This is a genomic window from Paenibacillus sp. FSL L8-0340 (genome assembly GCF_038593145.1).
Lineage (GTDB): Bacteria > Bacillota > Bacilli > Paenibacillales > Paenibacillaceae > Paenibacillus_AQ.
The window spans coordinates 6,780,593-6,796,718 of the sequence record NZ_CP151967.1; the positions used below are offsets into that span (position 1 = coordinate 6,780,593).

The 16,126-nt window shown below is 50.1% G+C and carries 13 protein-coding genes; all 13 read right to left on the reverse strand.

All coding sequences use genetic code 11. The features are described 5' to 3' along the window. Positions 1 to 91: 91 nt before the first annotated feature. A complete protein-coding gene (locus tag NST07_RS31170; protein WP_341096650.1) occupies positions 92 to 1,066 on the reverse strand; it encodes a hypothetical protein in 975 nt (324 codons plus the stop codon). Between the two features lie 13 nt (positions 1,067 to 1,079). Further along, positions 1,080 to 2,375 (reverse strand): ABC transporter permease, encoded by a 1,296-nt coding sequence (locus NST07_RS31175; protein WP_341096652.1) that lies wholly within the window; start codon positions 2,373 to 2,375, stop codon positions 1,080 to 1,082. Further along, entirely contained in the window at positions 2,362 to 3,072 is a 711-nt protein-coding gene (locus tag NST07_RS31180; protein WP_342480720.1) for an ABC transporter ATP-binding protein, read from the reverse strand. Before NST07_RS31180 ends, NST07_RS31175 begins: the two co-directional genes overlap by 14 nt. Before the next feature lie 29 nt (positions 3,073 to 3,101). After that, the gene (locus NST07_RS31185; RefSeq protein ID WP_342480721.1) at positions 3,102 to 4,823 is read right to left on the reverse strand and encodes an alkaline phosphatase; all 1,722 of its coding nucleotides are present in this window, start codon (positions 4,821 to 4,823) and stop codon (positions 3,102 to 3,104) included. A gap of 203 nt (positions 4,824 to 5,026) precedes the next feature. After that, positions 5,027 to 5,407, reverse strand: a complete 381-nt coding sequence (locus NST07_RS31190) for an EFR1 family ferrodoxin (protein WP_341379947.1) — start codon at positions 5,405 to 5,407, stop codon at positions 5,027 to 5,029. Positions 5,408 to 5,418: 11 nt separating this feature from the next. Beyond that, positions 5,419 to 5,667: an FAD:protein FMN transferase gene (locus NST07_RS31195; protein WP_341096660.1), complete on the reverse strand. Its 249-nt coding sequence runs from the start codon at positions 5,665 to 5,667 to the stop codon at positions 5,419 to 5,421. A gap of 362 nt (positions 5,668 to 6,029) precedes the next feature. Next, entirely contained in the window at positions 6,030 to 8,042 is a 2,013-nt protein-coding gene (gene ligA, locus NST07_RS31200; protein WP_341380424.1) for an NAD-dependent DNA ligase LigA, read from the reverse strand. Between the two features lie 100 nt (positions 8,043 to 8,142). Next, complete coding sequence (gene pcrA / locus NST07_RS31205; protein WP_341379948.1) at positions 8,143 to 10,500, reverse strand: DNA helicase PcrA; 2,358 nt, start codon at positions 10,498 to 10,500, stop codon at positions 8,143 to 8,145. 62 nt (positions 10,501 to 10,562) lie between these two features. Further along, entirely contained in the window at positions 10,563 to 11,273 is a 711-nt protein-coding gene (locus NST07_RS31210) for a heptaprenylglyceryl phosphate synthase (RefSeq protein ID WP_341097797.1), read from the reverse strand. 265 nt (positions 11,274 to 11,538) lie between these two features. Continuing rightward, the gene (locus NST07_RS31215; protein WP_341096665.1) at positions 11,539 to 12,411 is read right to left on the reverse strand and encodes a phosphatidylinositol-specific phospholipase C/glycerophosphodiester phosphodiesterase family protein; all 873 of its coding nucleotides are present in this window, start codon (positions 12,409 to 12,411) and stop codon (positions 11,539 to 11,541) included. Positions 12,412 to 12,500: 89 nt separating this feature from the next. After that, complete coding sequence (locus NST07_RS31220; RefSeq protein WP_341096667.1) at positions 12,501 to 13,901, reverse strand: undecaprenyl-phosphate glucose phosphotransferase; 1,401 nt, start codon at positions 13,899 to 13,901, stop codon at positions 12,501 to 12,503. Then, the gene (locus tag NST07_RS31225; RefSeq protein ID WP_341097798.1) at positions 13,898 to 14,845 is read right to left on the reverse strand and encodes a glycosyltransferase family 2 protein; all 948 of its coding nucleotides are present in this window, start codon (positions 14,843 to 14,845) and stop codon (positions 13,898 to 13,900) included. The genes NST07_RS31220 and NST07_RS31225 overlap by 4 nt, the downstream gene beginning before the upstream one ends. A gap of 126 nt (positions 14,846 to 14,971) precedes the next feature. Further along, on the reverse strand, positions 14,972 to 15,931 hold the full coding sequence (locus NST07_RS31230) for a glycosyltransferase family 2 protein (protein ID WP_341096669.1): 960 nt from the start codon (positions 15,929 to 15,931) through the stop codon (positions 14,972 to 14,974). Between the last annotated feature and the right edge of the window lie 195 nt (positions 15,932 to 16,126).

Consider the following 16,126-nt stretch of genomic DNA (forward strand, 5'->3'; position numbering starts at 1 on the left):
ATTAGAAATTATCCAATCTATAAACCCAAAAAAAGCCCCGTATCCCCATAAGGTATACAAAGGCTGGTGTTATTTCATTTTATTAGGTTCTTTAAATGCTCTTGAAGGAGGCATCATAAAGCCGGAACATCGTTTTGTAGCCCGACTCGTCAATCTTGATGCCCACGTCCAGACGTCCGGTAATTTGCAGTGGGCCGGAGGTATGCCGGAGCTTGCTGCCTTCAGGCACAAAGACAATCATAATCTTGTTCCAGTAGGTTTCATCCCCATTGTCAAAGGGACACTCCGCCCCGGGCTCTGGAATCAGCAGGAACCAGTTCTTCTCAAAGGAGAGGACTTCGCCCATAAAGCCCTTAATCGTAACCTCGCTGCCGCTGAGGTCCCAAAACTGCTCCGAGGGGCGGGTCTGGTCGCTGCCGTCGAAGAAGCCGTTCCAATCAATGGCAGTGTGGCCTGTAGAAGAAGTCTTCAAATGGGCCACTGCGGTTGGGGCAGGGCTGGCCTCAGGGAGGGAGCTGGCTTGTGGAGACGGAGATACAGCACCGCTCTTTCCATCGCTCTTATCTGCTTCCCCTGTTTTAGCCTTTGACTTCGTTTCAGGTGCTGGAGATGCCGGGCTCTTGCTATTACTCTTGCTGGAGCCTACAGTCTTCTTCGATGTATCCTGAATGACTGCTGCTGGAGCGGAAGGCTTGGATGTATTTGGTGCGTGAGATTTAGCCGTAGCATCTTTGGCCTCTCCCCCTTTACCTGTATCCGATACAGGTGCGATGGATGGCGCCGCAGCCAGTTCAGGTTCCGGTGAAGGTCCAGCTGTGGCCTTGGCGGCTTCTGGAGAGCGCTTCACGGTTGGCGAAGCTGACGGTGATTCTTTTGGAACTATGGGTACTTCTGTAGCTTCGGGTGATTGTGCCACATCCTCTACTACCGGACTGTCCGCCTCCACTGCAGCAGCAAAGGATTCTCCACCGCCATCAGCTGCACTGTTCTGGCCGCATGCTTGAAGCAGCAGCATGCTTGTAACAGCAGCCGTCATCAGGATCAACCTACCCTTTAATGTTATCAAGTGAATGTACCTCCTAGGATTTGAACAAAGCAAGAGGATGCATCCGGTACATCCGGAATGCAGGCCCCAGCGAAGACAGCAGACCAATGGAAAGCGCCCCTGCAGCAATAAGCCAATGATCAGGTGTCCACTGATAAGGTTCAATTTGAATGCCAGCTTGGGCGAACAGTGCATCCTTCAGCAGGTAAGCGCCAAGATGACCCAGCAGCAGTCCGGCGATAAGTCCGGTAGCTGTCACCAGCAGACCTTCGCTCGTTAAGGTCAACCATACATAGGCTCTGGATTTGCCAAGAAGACGCAATAGCCCCACATCCTTGGTACGTTCACCTACTGCGGCGATCAAGGACAGCAGGATCGCTATCGCTGCCAGAATTACGCATAATGCCGTGAGCACACTCAGCAGCTGTGCACCCTGATCAACAGCGTTCAGCACGTCGGAAACCGCCTGGCTTGTATAGGCAGCCTGAACTCCATTACTGCCATCCAGCACCTCTTTCAAATCATGGGCCCCCAGCAGACTTGCCGGTTTAACCAACACGGCTGTAATCTCCCGCTCCTCAGGAGGCAAGCCATGTACGGCCCAGGCATAATCAACAGTCGTAAATACTGCGCGGTCATCTGGGGTATGAAGGGGCGGAAGAATGCCCACAACGGTATACTGGAAGCTTTCATGTGCGTGTTCTTCGCCATGTTCTTCGCTATGTGCTTCGTCCGGCGAATTTCCGGCGGCCTCGGCAGCATGGTCTTCCTCATGATCTTCCTCATGCTCCTCCGTGTGTTCCGCCTCAGCAGTTTCATGGCTGTCTCCCTGAACAAGCCCATGTGCACCCGTAAATGTATCCCCAATGTGCAGACCCAGAGATTCCGCCACATACGACCCAATAATGGTCTCACCGGTGTGCGCATATAAATTCCCGTCCTGAAGGTTACGGTCGCCGTAACGGGTAACAAAATATCCGGAGTCCATGCCGACGATCGGAAAGCCTTTATAGTTATCTCCCGTTGTCATTGCAAAGGCCTTATCCACGTCCTGATCCTGCTCCACTTGATCCAGAACAGCAAGCGGGATATTGCCTGTCGGAGCACCGATATGATAAAAGGTATTCAGCACAAGCTGGGTTTCACTGCCGGCTGCGCCAATTACGAGATCGAAGGGGCCATACCCTTTTTTGGCGCCTTGCTCAACGCTTTGCCGGGACAAGGATAGCAGGACGATAAAAGCAACCGTAACTGCGACCGCACATACCGTCAACAACGACAGAAACCGCCGGTGCAGCAAATTACGCAGTGTTAATCTAAAGAGACTCATACAATTCCCTCTTCCGTTTCTCCGGGCTGCTCTGGAGTTTGGGCGCTGATTCCCGGCGTATCCGGTTAATCTCCTGAATGTTCAGACAGCGGGGAAAACGGTTCGCCATATTGAGATCATGCGTTACAACAATTAAGGTACGTCCATGAGCGACGCTGAGATCCAGTAAAAGCGAGGCGATTTCATCTGCCGTTTCCCAGTCCAGACTGCCGGTGGGCTCATCCGCCAGCACAAGCGGCGGCTCATTCACCAGCGCCCGCACAATCGCTACCCTCTGCTGCTGCCCGCGGGAAAGCTGGGAGGGAAGATGCCGGCCACGGTCTGCCAGACCTACCTGATCCAGCCAATCGTCGACTACCCTTCTTTTCTCCTTAAGCGGAAGCTTTGCGGTCATAGCAATCTCCACATTCTGCCTTGCCGTCAAAGAGGGGATCAGATGGAAATCCTGCAGCACATACCCGATATTGGAAGCCCGGAACGCATCACGCTTCGCCTCCGTGAGCTCGCGGAGCGGCTTGCCGTCCACGACAATCCCGCCGCTGTCGGCCAGCAGAATTCCGCTGATCAGATGCAGAAGAGTGCTTTTACCGGACCCGCTGGGTCCGGTAATCGCTACGTTCTCTCCTTTTTCAACACTCCATTCGGAAATATCCAGTATCGGCACATTTCTACCGTCTACACGAAATTGCTTTTTCAAATCGTGAATTTGGAGCAACAGAGCCACTCCTATCTCAATTTAATACGTTCGGACAAAGCATCCCAAGTCAAGGTTGTACCCTTCAGCTGGCTGAATGCACTAAGCGGCAGGTACAATACACCGTTATCAATATCAACGATATAAGAAGCAGCCTTGCCGTTCAGCTTAGCGGTTTTGTCTGTCAGATTCACATCAATTACGTTTTTCTGCAATGTCAGCTTCGCAGCGGCAGCATCCCCTTTGTAAGTTCCTCCCAGCGCCTTGATCAAAGCTTCAGCAGGATAAAGCACTTTGTTGTCGCGGCTGATTTTGAACTTCGGATAAACGTATTGAGATTGCAGCTCTGCGGAACGTTTGTTCAAATCAAGGCCCAGTATGCTGGCACCCGCCTTCGCGAGCTCGGTGTTGTCCACCTGTCCTTTTACCTGCTCCGCAATCGGACCATAAGCCCAGACACCCACATCTACTGCGGAATGCCCATGGCCTGACCAGCCCACGAGCAGACGTTTGGAAACCACTGCATTGTAAGCTCCTTCACGTTTATACGAAGATCCGTCGCCTTCCATAATTTGTGCAACTTCTTCGTCTGTAAGGTCGGTAATCCATGTATTGGCTGTTACGATGCTGCGGATTTCTTCAGGTGTCTGTGCTGCTTCCAGAGCGGAAGCCAGGCTTTCCGAGGAATGTTTTTGCTTATCCCACAGGTCGATATTAATTTCGTAAATGTTGTCGCGGGAGAGAGACAGTCCGCCCGTTTCATGGTCGGCTGTGACCACAACGGAGGTGTTGCCGTTTTTCTTCGCGAAATCAATCGCCGTCTTGACCGCGGCATCGAAGTCGAGTGCCTCCTGGACAAGTGTCGGCAGATCGTTGGCATGACCGGCATGGTCAATCCGTCCGCCTTCAATCATCATGACAAAACCTTCTTTATCCGCTGATAAAATATTCAGCGCTTTGGAGGTCATTGTCGCCAGGCTTGGGATTTCCGCTGTACGGTCCGGAACATAAGCCACATGGGAACTGCCGAACAGGCCTAGCACCTTGCTGTTTTTGGAGGTAAGCGCATTTAAGGCTGTTTTATTTTCAACTACAGTGTAACCTTTGGCTTTAAAATCAGGGAGGATGTTCTTATCCGTCCGTTTGCCCTTTTCATCTTTGGTTACAAAAAACTGCTTGCCCCCGCCCATCAGAACATCTACGCCGCTCTCCAGGTATTGCGAGGCAATCGCTGATTCATTATCACGGCTGCGGACATGGGAGGCGTAGACAGCTGGCGTCGCGTGAGTAATCCGGGCTGTGGTAACAAGTCCTGTTGCCTTGCCGCTCGTTTCCGCAGCCTCAATAATGGAGGCAAACGGTTTGGATACATCTTCATTGGAAACGCTGATGCCTGCGTTGTATGTTTTGTGGCCTGTAGCAAATGCAGTACCGGCTGAGGCGGAATCTGTAACGATCCCCGAAACGATTTTCCCGCCGTCCTCTCCACGGTCTGCATATGTAGTCGCTTGTCCCACGTAGTAGGGATCAAGATTTAGATGGCTGACTCCCTTGGTGTATTGCTGAAAATATCTTGCGGCAGAAATTTGGGCCGGACCCATGCCGTCACCAATTAGTACGATAAGATTTTTGGACTGGGCTTTTGCAGCTCCCCCAGAAGTTTTAGCACTTTGTGCCGCTCCGGCCAGTGTAGCTCCTGAGACTACTGCTGCTGCCAATCCTCCAATTACCACACTCTTCATCAGCTTTTTCATTATAAACCCCTTCCTTGATATAAAGTTCTTAACCAATCTTACCTTCGAAAGGTTAACCAATTGTCAAATGTAGTCAGGGGTTGTATTAAATTATCAACTGTTCATATATCAACGGGACACAAAAGAACCCACACCTTGTCACCAAGATGAGGGCTAGTAACGTTTTCTGTACAATCATCTTTCATTTATAAATTCAGCAATGGTTATATGGGGATTTGTATATCTTCCTTTGTTTTCGGTTTTTTGGCCATATTGATAGGCTTTGACGGGCAATAATGAATACACGCTAAACATAGTGTACAATTTTGCCCCCACTGTGGTTTTTCAGAAACTTGAATGTTATTGCAGTTAAAGACTTGCTCACAGGTACCACAGCCGATACAACTATCATCTGCCTGAAAGTTGACTGGATCAATGGCTTTTTTAGTAAATATAGGATTTAGAATACCGGTTAACAGCCACGGAAACATACATTTATCTATCCTGAATTCTCCTATTATTCTTTGCTCAATGTCATGGTTGATTTGTTTTAGTGTCTCCTCTGCCGCAGATAGCTTGTGCTGCTCCACTTCTTTGGAATCCACATCACTATAATTTAGAACTCAGCAGCAAGCGACAGCACCTCATAGGTATCCGGACTCAACTTCTCACACTTCATACCCGCTGACCTGTTGACCCTGCTTATCTCGCTATCGGGTATAAAGCGGCTTAGCAGGTTCTCAAGCCTTGCAGCTTCATACTCGACAGCTCTGAGTGCTTCTTCCCCATGATCGCCAAAAACTTTGTGGATCATCTCTGTACCCATCCCATAGTGAACAGACTGGGCCGTAATGGCTTTGTTCATTTTTAGTCCTCCTTTCATGGACCGTTACAATGATGCGTATGCTTCCATCAAGGCAATTGATAAATCTGCAGCTACAACCAGGTGCATGTGAATAAATATATAAATATTCATTCATTTTAACATAGAAACTATCCCTTCTCAGGATTAAAATCCCCACTCCTTACTACATTCTCTTTCCATCTCAACTGTAAAGAAAAGCATCTTCTCGACAGGAATGATCCTGCTGTATCAGATGTACCCATTGATTTATACATACTTACCTTTCACAAAAAAAGCCCTGTGACCTTTCGCAGGAAGCGAAATGATCACAGGGCTTGGTATCTTGCTGTACATTGCTATTCAGTACTATGCTGTATAACGGTCTAAATCTCCAGCAGCCGGATCAATTCTTCCTCATCCTCAATGACCTGAATGCCCAATTGCTGTGCTTTGGCCAGCTTGCTGCCCGCTTTTTCACCGGCAATGACCAGATCGGTTTTCTTGGAGACACTGCCCGATACTTTGGCGCCAAGCGCCTCGAGACGTTCTGCAGCTTCCTCACGGGTAAGCTTCTGCAGCGAGCCGGTTAACACTACGGTCTTGCCGCTGAAGAAGGAATCGGTACTCACCGGCCGCGGAGCTTCAGGCGCCTTAGCTTCTACACCCAAAGCCAGCATGCGGTTAATGCCCGTAACCACAAAAGGATCAGCGAAGAAGCTCACGATGCTCTCTGCCACAATCCCGCCGATATCCGGCAATTCAGATAATTCCTCAGCTGTAGCGGACATTACAGCCTCCAGACTGCGGTAATGATCGGCCAGCATCCGTGTGGTTGCTTTGCCGGTGTTCGGAATGCCTAGGGCAAAGAGGAACGAGGCTAGATCACGTCCTTTACTCTCTTCCAGCGCCTTCAGCAGATTGTCTGCTTTCTTCTCACCGAAGCGATCAAGCTTGACCAGCTGTTCAAAATTCAGTTCATATAAATCGGCAGGCTCCCGCACATTCAACTCTTCGTGCAGCTGACCGGCCGTCTTGTCGCTGAAGGTCTCAATGTCCATCGCATCACGGGAAGCGAAATGGGTGATCCGTCCGATAATCTGCGGCTTGCAATCCAGCTTGTTGTTGCAGAAGAGATGCGCCCCGCGCATTTCGAGCGGGAAGCCACATGACGGACAATTCTCGGGGAATACAATTTCCCCGCCGTCGCTTTCTTCCGTCACCTTGCCGAGTATCTCTGGAATGACATCATTGGAGCGGCGGATAAACACCCGTGTGCCCAGCGCATGCTTAAGATTCTTGCGTTCGATATCTCCGACGTTGTTCAGCGTGCAGTTCTGGACAGTAACTCCAGCCAGTTCTACCGCCTCCACACGGGCCAGAGGTGTGACTTTGCCTGTGCGGCCTACGTTCCAGCTGACTGACTCCAATATCGTCGTCGTTTCTTCAGCTTCGAACTTGTAGGCAACCGCCCAGCGCGGGAATTTATCGGTATAACCCAGCGCTTCGCGGATACGGAAATCGGTAACCTTGATTACCGCACCGTCAATCAGATAGTCCAGACCGGAACGGCTCTCTTCAATCTCCGCCAGCTGTTCTGTAACCTCGTCAAAGTTAGCGAAGTAGGTGAGGTACGGATTCACCTTAAACTGGTTGGTCCGCAGGAAATTCATCATCTCCTGATGATCGGCAAACTGTACCCCTTCAGCATAACCCACGTTATAAAAGAAAGCATTTAGCCTGCGGTTCGCCGTAGTCTTAGGATTAAGGTTACGCAGCGCTCCGGCAGCGCCATTGCGTGCATTCTTCAGCGGTTCGGCAGCCCGTGTATTGTAGTCAGCCAGCACCGAAAGGTTCATAATCCCCTCGCCCTGCACTTCGATAAGACCTTCCTTAAACGGAATCGTCAATGGAACAGACTTGATCGTCTTCACCTGAGCCAGTATGCCTTCACCCGTCACTCCATTACCTCTTGTCGCCGCCTGCACTAGCACACCGTCACGGTAAGTCAGGTTTAGGGTCAGGCCGTCGAATTTCAGTTCGACGGCATAACAAGGCTCGGGCAGAGGTGTATTCGGATTCTTCGTGTTGTAGTCGTTCACGAGACGCAGCACACGGGCATTCCAGCTCCGCAGCTGCTCAATATTCTGCGCTTTGTCCAAACTCCATAGTGGAGCAAGGTGACGATGCGGGGTAAAGCCTTTCAGCAGTTCCCCTCCCACACGCTGGGTAGGAGAATCCGGCAGCACAATGCCGCTCTCCGCTTCCAGGGCCACCAGCTTATCGTAAAGCACATCATATTCCTTGTCGCTGACCTGCGGTGTATCCAGCGTGTAATAATGGTAATTGTATTGATTCAGCTCAGCCACAAGCTCTTCCATCGTATGCATAACGTCCATCCGGGCGTATCCCTCCGTCATAAGGATAATGTAAAGCATGTGAATGATACTTCTACTTTATCTTTATATTCTAAAAATGCATTCGTTAACCGTCCCCGGATTATTCGACTTTGGTAATCGGAGCAAAACCCGCAAGCAGCCGTTTCACACCGACCGGTGCCGGAAAAGCAATCTGCAGCTCCGTGTCGTTACCGCTGCCTTTCACGGACACAATGGTGCCGGTGCCCCATTTGCCGTGGGCTACCTTGTCGCCGGCTTTATACTCGCCTGGCGCCGCGGCCCCCGCTTCCGATGCGCGCTGCGCACCGCTTCCGGAGGTTACGGTCACGCGGCCTGCTCCGGCCGCTGACGCTGTGCTGCCGCCAAAGCCGGCGGTCACGCCGCCTGCTGGCGCATTCCCGGCAGCGCCTCCGCGGCTGCCGAAGTTCCCCCGGGCGCCGCCGGTGAAGCCACGGCCGCCATAGGCACCGCCAACCTCCGCGCCTCCGCGCCGGAAGCGGTCCGAAGCAGAGCCGGTATCTTCCTTAAGCTCCTCCGGAATCTCCTCCAGGAAGCGGGACGGCGGATTGGCTGTCGTCCGTCCGAACAGCGTGCGGCTGCGGGCACAGCTGAGGAACAGCTGCTTCTCCGCACGCGTAATGCCTACATACGCCAGCCGCCGTTCTTCTTCCAGTTCATCATTGTCCTGAAAGGCGCGGCTGTGCGGGAATACGCCCTCTTCCATCCCGATAATAAATACGGTCGGGAATTCCAGCCCCTTCGCGCTGTGCATGGTCATCAGCACTACAGCATCGTCGCGTTCCTCCTCATCGTCATTCACACTGTCGATGTCAGCGATCAGTGCCAGATCTGTGAGGAAGGAGACCAGTGACTTGTCTTCGTTATTCTTCTCGAATTCCATCGTCACGGACAGGAACTCATCGATGTTCTCCAGCCGTGAGCGGGATTCTAGCGTATTCTCATTCTGCAGCTCCAGCCGGTATTGCGAGAGCTCCAGAATCTTCTCCGTCAGCTCCGTTACCGAGAGGAATTCGACCATCCGGTGCAGCGCTTCGATCATATCATAGAACTCCACCAGCGTATTGCGCGTCCGTCCGGCAAAGCCCAGATCGTCCACCGTCTGCAGCACGCGGAAGATGGATACCCCACGTTCTGCTGCTGCTACAGCCAGCTTGCCCACAGTGGTATCACCCAGCCCCCGCTTTGGCACATTGATAATACGCGTCAGACTGATGTCATCATCCGGATTGGAGAGCAGGCGCAGGTACGCCAGCAGATCCTTGATTTCCTTACGGTCATAGAACTTGATCCCGCCGACGATCTGATAAGGAATGTCTGATTTGATCAAAATTTCTTCTATTACGCGAGACTGTGCATTCGTGCGGTACAGGATGGCATGATTCTGGTAAGCCTGGCCCTGCTTGGCACTCTTACTGATCTCTCCGGTGACAAAATAACCTTCATCATGCTCGGAGTCGCCCCGGAACACTTTGATCTTCGGACCTTCCTCTGAATCGGTCCACAGCTTCTTCGGTTTACGTCCGGAGTTCAGCGCAATTACGCCGTTGGCTGCATTTAGTATATTGGAGGTCGAACGGTAATTCTGCTCCAGCAGAATCGTCTTCGCTTCCGGATAATCTTCTTCGAAATTAAGAATATTCGAAATGTCTGCTCCGCGCCAGCGGTAAATCGACTGATCGCTGTCACCAACTACGCAAATCCGGTGATGGCTTTCCGCCAGCATGCGGCAAAGCATGTACTGCGCACGGTTCGTATCCTGATACTCATCCACATGAATGTATTTGAATTTCTTCTGGTAGAAATCAAGTACCTCAGGCACTTCCTTGAACAATTGGATCGTCTTCATAATTAAATCGTCAAAATCCAGCGAGTTGTTGCTTCTCAGCCGGTGCTGGTACTTGGTGTACACTTTAGCAACAAGACCTTCAAAATAATCGCCAATCTTCTGCTCGTATTGCGCCGGAGTAATCAGCTCATTTTTGTTTGTGCTGATGACGGCCTGGACAGCCTTTGGCTCAAATTTCTTCGTATCGATATTCAGGTCTTTCATACAGTTGCGGATGACGGACAACTGGTCTGTAGAATCGAGAATTGAGAAATTGGAGGTAAAGCCAATCCGTTCAATATCCTTGCGCAGAATCCGTACACACATCGAGTGAAACGTGGATACCCATATATCCCGTCCTTCTGGTCCAACCAGCTTGGAGACACGGTCCTGCATCTCCCGGGCCGCCTTGTTTGTAAAGGTAATCGCCAGAATTGCCCACGGCGGAGCCTTGCGGTTCGCAATCAACCAGGCAATGCGGTGGGTAAGCACCCGGGTCTTGCCGCTGCCCGCGCCGGCCATAATCAGCAAGGGACCTTCAGTAGCTTCTACAGCCTGGCGCTGTGGAGGATTAAGCCGGCTTACGGCTTCCTGTATGTTAACAAGTTGCATGTGTGACATGCTCCTTTCTCAGTTTAAGCTTAGAATGTCAAGAGCAGCGCTATCTCAACTTGCTACTCCCAAAGCATCTGCGGGGTCTTCTTTACCGCCTGCACGGTGAGCAGTGCTTGCTGTATATCCTGGTAAATAATGTTCCCGACTACTACGGTGTCGCAGAGGGCTGCAACCTGCTTAGCCTCTGCCTCGCCGGTAATACCGCCCCCGTAAAACAGCTGGCTGTTCTCCACCATCTCTCTTACCAAACGAACCGTCTTCATATCACCGAACATGCCGCTGTATTCAAGATACACAACCGGAAGCTGCATCAGCTTGTCCGCAATCTGGGCATAAGCCGCAGCCCCCTCGGCGCTAAGCGAATGGTCTGCACCCGTAAGGCGTGCTACGGAAGAATCGCCATTCAGGACAATATATCCTTCGGCCAGCAGCAGTTCCCATGGAATCAGGCTTCCGTAACGTTGAATGGCTTTGCGGTGTTGGCCAATAATCCAGGCCGTGTCTGGTGTATTAAGCACCATAGGAATCATATACAAATCAAAACCGGGAACGACTGCCTCCAGATCCGAAATCTCCAGTGCGCAAGGCAGCTCATAACGCCGCAGCCGGTTCAGCAGATCAATAGTATTCTCATAAGTCACACCGGTGGAGCCTCCAACCAAAATCGCATCGGTTCCAGACAGGCAAATGGCCTCCAGCTCAAGGTCTCCGAGCTCACGGTCCGGATCGAGCTTAAAAACATGCCGCCAAGGCTCTATCAGTTGCCGCATCATATTCATCAATCGTCCATCTCCATCATTCATCTAGCAAGCCAAATACACTCCGCTACCGCAAAAAGCCGTAACTCTAGTCTATGCCAGCGCTAAGGGGAGTGTCAATTTAAAGAGCGAAAAAATGCGAACATTTTTTCGCCTTTTTATAATATAAGAATTCATTGTTGTATTCTATAGATCAGTCTTATCTTTCTGGTAGAAAATAAGCTTTATGTGCATCGTTCAACGAACAATGATTGCTCATTATCACCTCTGCCGGCTGCTAGTTTCGCCCCAGGCCTCCGAGCCTCTCCATGTCATCTTCAGAAACGAAATCAGTATAGAACCCGTCCACACCCAGACGGGACAGCTGGACGATTTCTTTCTCATCATTAATCGTATGCACATAGACGCGGGCACCGGCCCTTTTCAGTTTTTGCACAAAGCTCTTGGTAGCCCTGTCGTCAGGCATGGTGATGTTCGCCCCGGTTTCCTTGACGAATTGAGTCACCACTTCATCACTGTCCTCCGATTGATATAACGTATAAATGACTTCGGGAAAGACATGCACCTTACGGATCATATCCAACATCTCACGACTGTAAATCTGCGGGACAATCCGCTTCAGCAGCGATGGATCCCTACGCTCAGCTGCCTCGACAATCACTTCAAACTGCTGTGTGACCAGTTCCGCTTCAACCTCCTTCGTATCGGTTACGATATAGGCATCCGGATAAGCCATCATCAAATCCATGATCTTCTCAATATCAGCCGGCGAGTATAGGCCCAGAATCGGACTGTCCATAAATTCGGCATAATCCAGTACTTCCCCTTCCTTGTCTGCAGGAAGCACCTCCTTCTGTCCTAACTGCTTAGTCATATCCCTTGACCACTCATGACGGGCCACTAGTTTCTGATCCCCGGTGAACAGCAGATCGGCTTCAAATATACGTGTTCCCTGCTCATAATTGGCGATAAAACCTTCAACAGCGTTGGTATAGGCATGCCCGTTGATGCCACCCATTGCATGGGCAACAATCCGGTGGGCTGCAAAGCCGGCGGCCGGCTCTTTATCTTCCGGTGTCAGCGTAATCACAAGCAAAAGTACTATTGCTATAACCATGATGACTGATGCAGTACTCTTTTTTTTATCCATTATAGTAGGTTTCCTTTGCAAAAGTTGGAGTATAAAAACAAAAAACGGCTGTGGCCTTGGGTAAGGATAGCAACCGTTTCTATGTGAAATTAATAGGCATTTTTAAATCCGTTGCGAATCGTTTTGACAATAATCCGAATATCAAACAGCAATGACCAATTTTCAATATAGAAAATATCATGCTTAATCCGTTCTTCAATCGAGGTGTCCCCACGCAGACCATTACTCTGTGCCCATCCAGTAATACCTGGACGCACATGATGCTTCACCATATACTTGGGGATCTCTCCACGGAACTGCTGCACGTAGAACGGCCGTTCCGGGCGGGGCCCTACCACACTCATATGCCCCAGCAGCACATTAAAAAATTGCGGCAGCTCATCCAGACTGGTCTTGCGGATAAAACTCCCAAAGCGGGTGCGCCGCGGATCCTCCCGTGTACTCCAGCCTGTATCTTCTTCGCCGTCCTGCTGCATTTTCATCGAGCGGAACTTATACATCATGAAATTATGCCGGTTAAGTCCTACACGCTCCTGCTTGAAGATGACCGGGCCCGGAGAAGTCAGGCGAACACCGAGGGCTACTATGAGCATTACAGGCGACATTACAAAAATGGCGAACAGCGAAAAAATAATATCAAACAGCCGCTTGGCCAGCTTATTCCCGGTCATATCTAAAGGAATATCACGGACATTAATCATTGGCATTCCGGCAAAATTATCAAAATAAGGACGGGCCGGCAGGTAGTCGAAGAAATCTGGAATAATCAGCGTCCGTACTCCAGCCTTTTCGCAGGCAGCAATAATGGCGGGATACTTAGAGTGGGCATCAAGCGGAAGCGCCAGAATCACCTCGTCTACCGGCAGCAGCTCCAGTATTCCAGCCAGTTCATCCACCTTGCCGAGTATTGGCTTAAAGCGCCGTTCCTCTATCCCGTCCCATTCCTGATAATCATCAAGAAAACCAATGGTCTCATATCCCAGCTCCGGATACTGCACCAAATTGTTGTAGAATCGTTTGCCGAGCGAGCCTGCACCGATAATCAGCACGAATTGACGGTTAAAGCCTTTTTCACGGAGTGATTTCAGCATCGTCTTCAGCACATAACGGTAAAGCATGATTGAGAGAATATTAAAACCCATATATATGGCCAGATACTGACGGGAAACGTCGATTTCCTTCAGGAAGAACATCAGGCCAAGCAGGATAAAGACTGCCATGATGTGCACCTGAAATATTTTGAGGAATTCATCGACAAAACGTTTCTTACGCTTCGGCAAATACAGGGAAAGCACAATCCCTATAAATACAGAAATCACACCATAAATAAGGCTCCAATAGGCATAGGATTCAACCGGAAGCGTATTATAGGATTCCAGCCAGCCACTCTTGAACTTCAGCCACCAGGCCGCCAGAAAGGAGATTTGGATAATCAGGAAGTCGGCAACCATATAGAGTTGTGTTAAAAACCTCTGATTACGGCGAATCATAATCTCACCTCAGCATTCGTTTCATTGCGTGAACCTGCTTCTCCGGAATCCGCAAGGCTCTGCGCCGGTGAAGAAACCACGCGTGAAGACTTTAACATATTGCGGGCAAGCGAAAGGGTGAACTTTACCCCGACTCCGGCATATACCGCTCCATTAATCATACTGTTGTACCTCTTGCTAAAATGCTTGCGATGAAATAAAATCATTGCTCTGTGAAACTCATAGACAATTTTAAATGGTCTGCGCCGCGCGCTGCCGCCTTTTAGATGCACGATGGAGGTCTTCGGATAGTAATAAATCCCCCACCCGGCTTCTTTAATCCGGAAGCACCAATCCAAATCCTCACCATACATAAAGAACTCTTCGTCCAGGCCGCCGACCTGCTCGATCGTCGCCCGCCGAACCAGCATAAAAGCCCCGACTAGACAGTCTACCGGGTAATCCAGATCTGGATCCAAATAACCTAGCTGGTAGCCGTTGAATCTGGGCCGGCCGGGAAACAGCTTGCTGAAACCAAAAGCATAATAAAAGGATGCCGAGGGTGTCGGAAATCCTCGCTTGCAGGCCTTGTCCAGCGATCCATCCGGCAAAATCACCTTGCAGCCCGAAGCGCCAAGATCCGGCCGGCTGTCCATAAAGGAAACCATCGTCTCCAGCGTATCCTTCCGCACTACCGTGTCGGAATTAAGCAGCAGCACATAACGTCCGGAGGCCGCCTCCATCCCCTGATTATTACCCCGGGCGAAACCAACATTCTCAGAGTTGGCAATCAGCAGCACATCCGGGAATTCCTTGCTGATCGACTCGACAGAATGATCACGGGAATTATTATCTATTAAAATGATCTCATAGGAATAATTAGTTACCGAATCATATACCGACCTAATACAGTCCATCGTCAGGCCACATGTGTTGTAATTTAAGATTAATATACTGACATCTATATTCACTTCACTACGCTCCTGACTAATATAGTAATCTACCGACAACTATTATAACATAAAAACCTCCCTGATAGGCGGAGCCTAATTAGGGAGGTATTTACAGATTTCCCGTGCCAGTAAATTACCTTACGCGTCCGGTTTCCTGGATGCTTTATTTTGTATATATCGCCGTTTCTGTTTAAGATGTCTCCGTTGTTGGAAAAAAGCAGACCAGGCCTTTAGCAATTGGCGTTCCTTAAGCAGTGTATAACCGTGTGCGGCAAGCTCATACGGCAGTGAATACAGCAAAGTGAGAAGCAGCGTGCCGGCAGGCTCGTTCTTGTAGATCATCTTGTAGCGGTTAATATACGAAATCCGCCTAATGAACACCGGTTTGCTGTCCCGGCCGGAAGGTTTCCAGCCACGTTCGTGGTAGCCTATGGCTTCTGCTTCAAAGTAAGCCAACCAGCCGAACAGCCCAGCCCGCCATGCCACGTCCACATCCTCCTTATAGGCGAAGAAATCCGCATCAAAGAACTCCCCCTCAATGCTGACATCTTCAATCATCCGGCGTGAATACATCGCTGCGGCCCCAGATACGCCAAATACGAAACCAGATTCCAGCCAGTCTGTGGAGGGATCTCCTGCACCGCGGTCAAAGGCACGCCGGGCTCTATTCATCCGCAGACCTGTGCTGTCCACAAGGGAGTGATCAGCTTTGAGCAAAAGCTTGCCAGTAGCACTGCCAATACGCGGATTTGACTCCATCTGCAAGATAAGCCTGGAAATATAACTATTTTCAAGCGTCAGATCCGGGTTAAGCACAAGTACATAATCTGTATCTGTTGCCGCCAGGGCCTGGTTATGAGCGGGGGCGAAGCCAGTATTAATCTTATTTTCTATGAGAACAAGAGAAGGAACCCCCGTCTCTTCGATCTTTTGATAAAACCCCCTCACTCTTTCCACGCATCCGTCTGTTGAGGCATTATCCACCACCACAATCTGCTTCACCGGATAATCCTGGGCGAGTACTGCCGTCAGACAATCAATAATATCATCCGCACTGTTAAAGGTAACAATATGTACACTGACTGTTTTGTTATTCATAAATATCCTCGGATTCTTGAATTCATTATGGTTCTGAAGCTATTACACATTATTATAACGAAAACAACAGGTTGCGGCTATGTTACCTGGAATGATGGTATCCTTAAAGGAGGAACAAAGTGAAATAAAAGGCATAATTTTAGCACTATAAAACATGTTTATGTGAACAGTCGTTACAGCAGCAAAAAGCTCCCG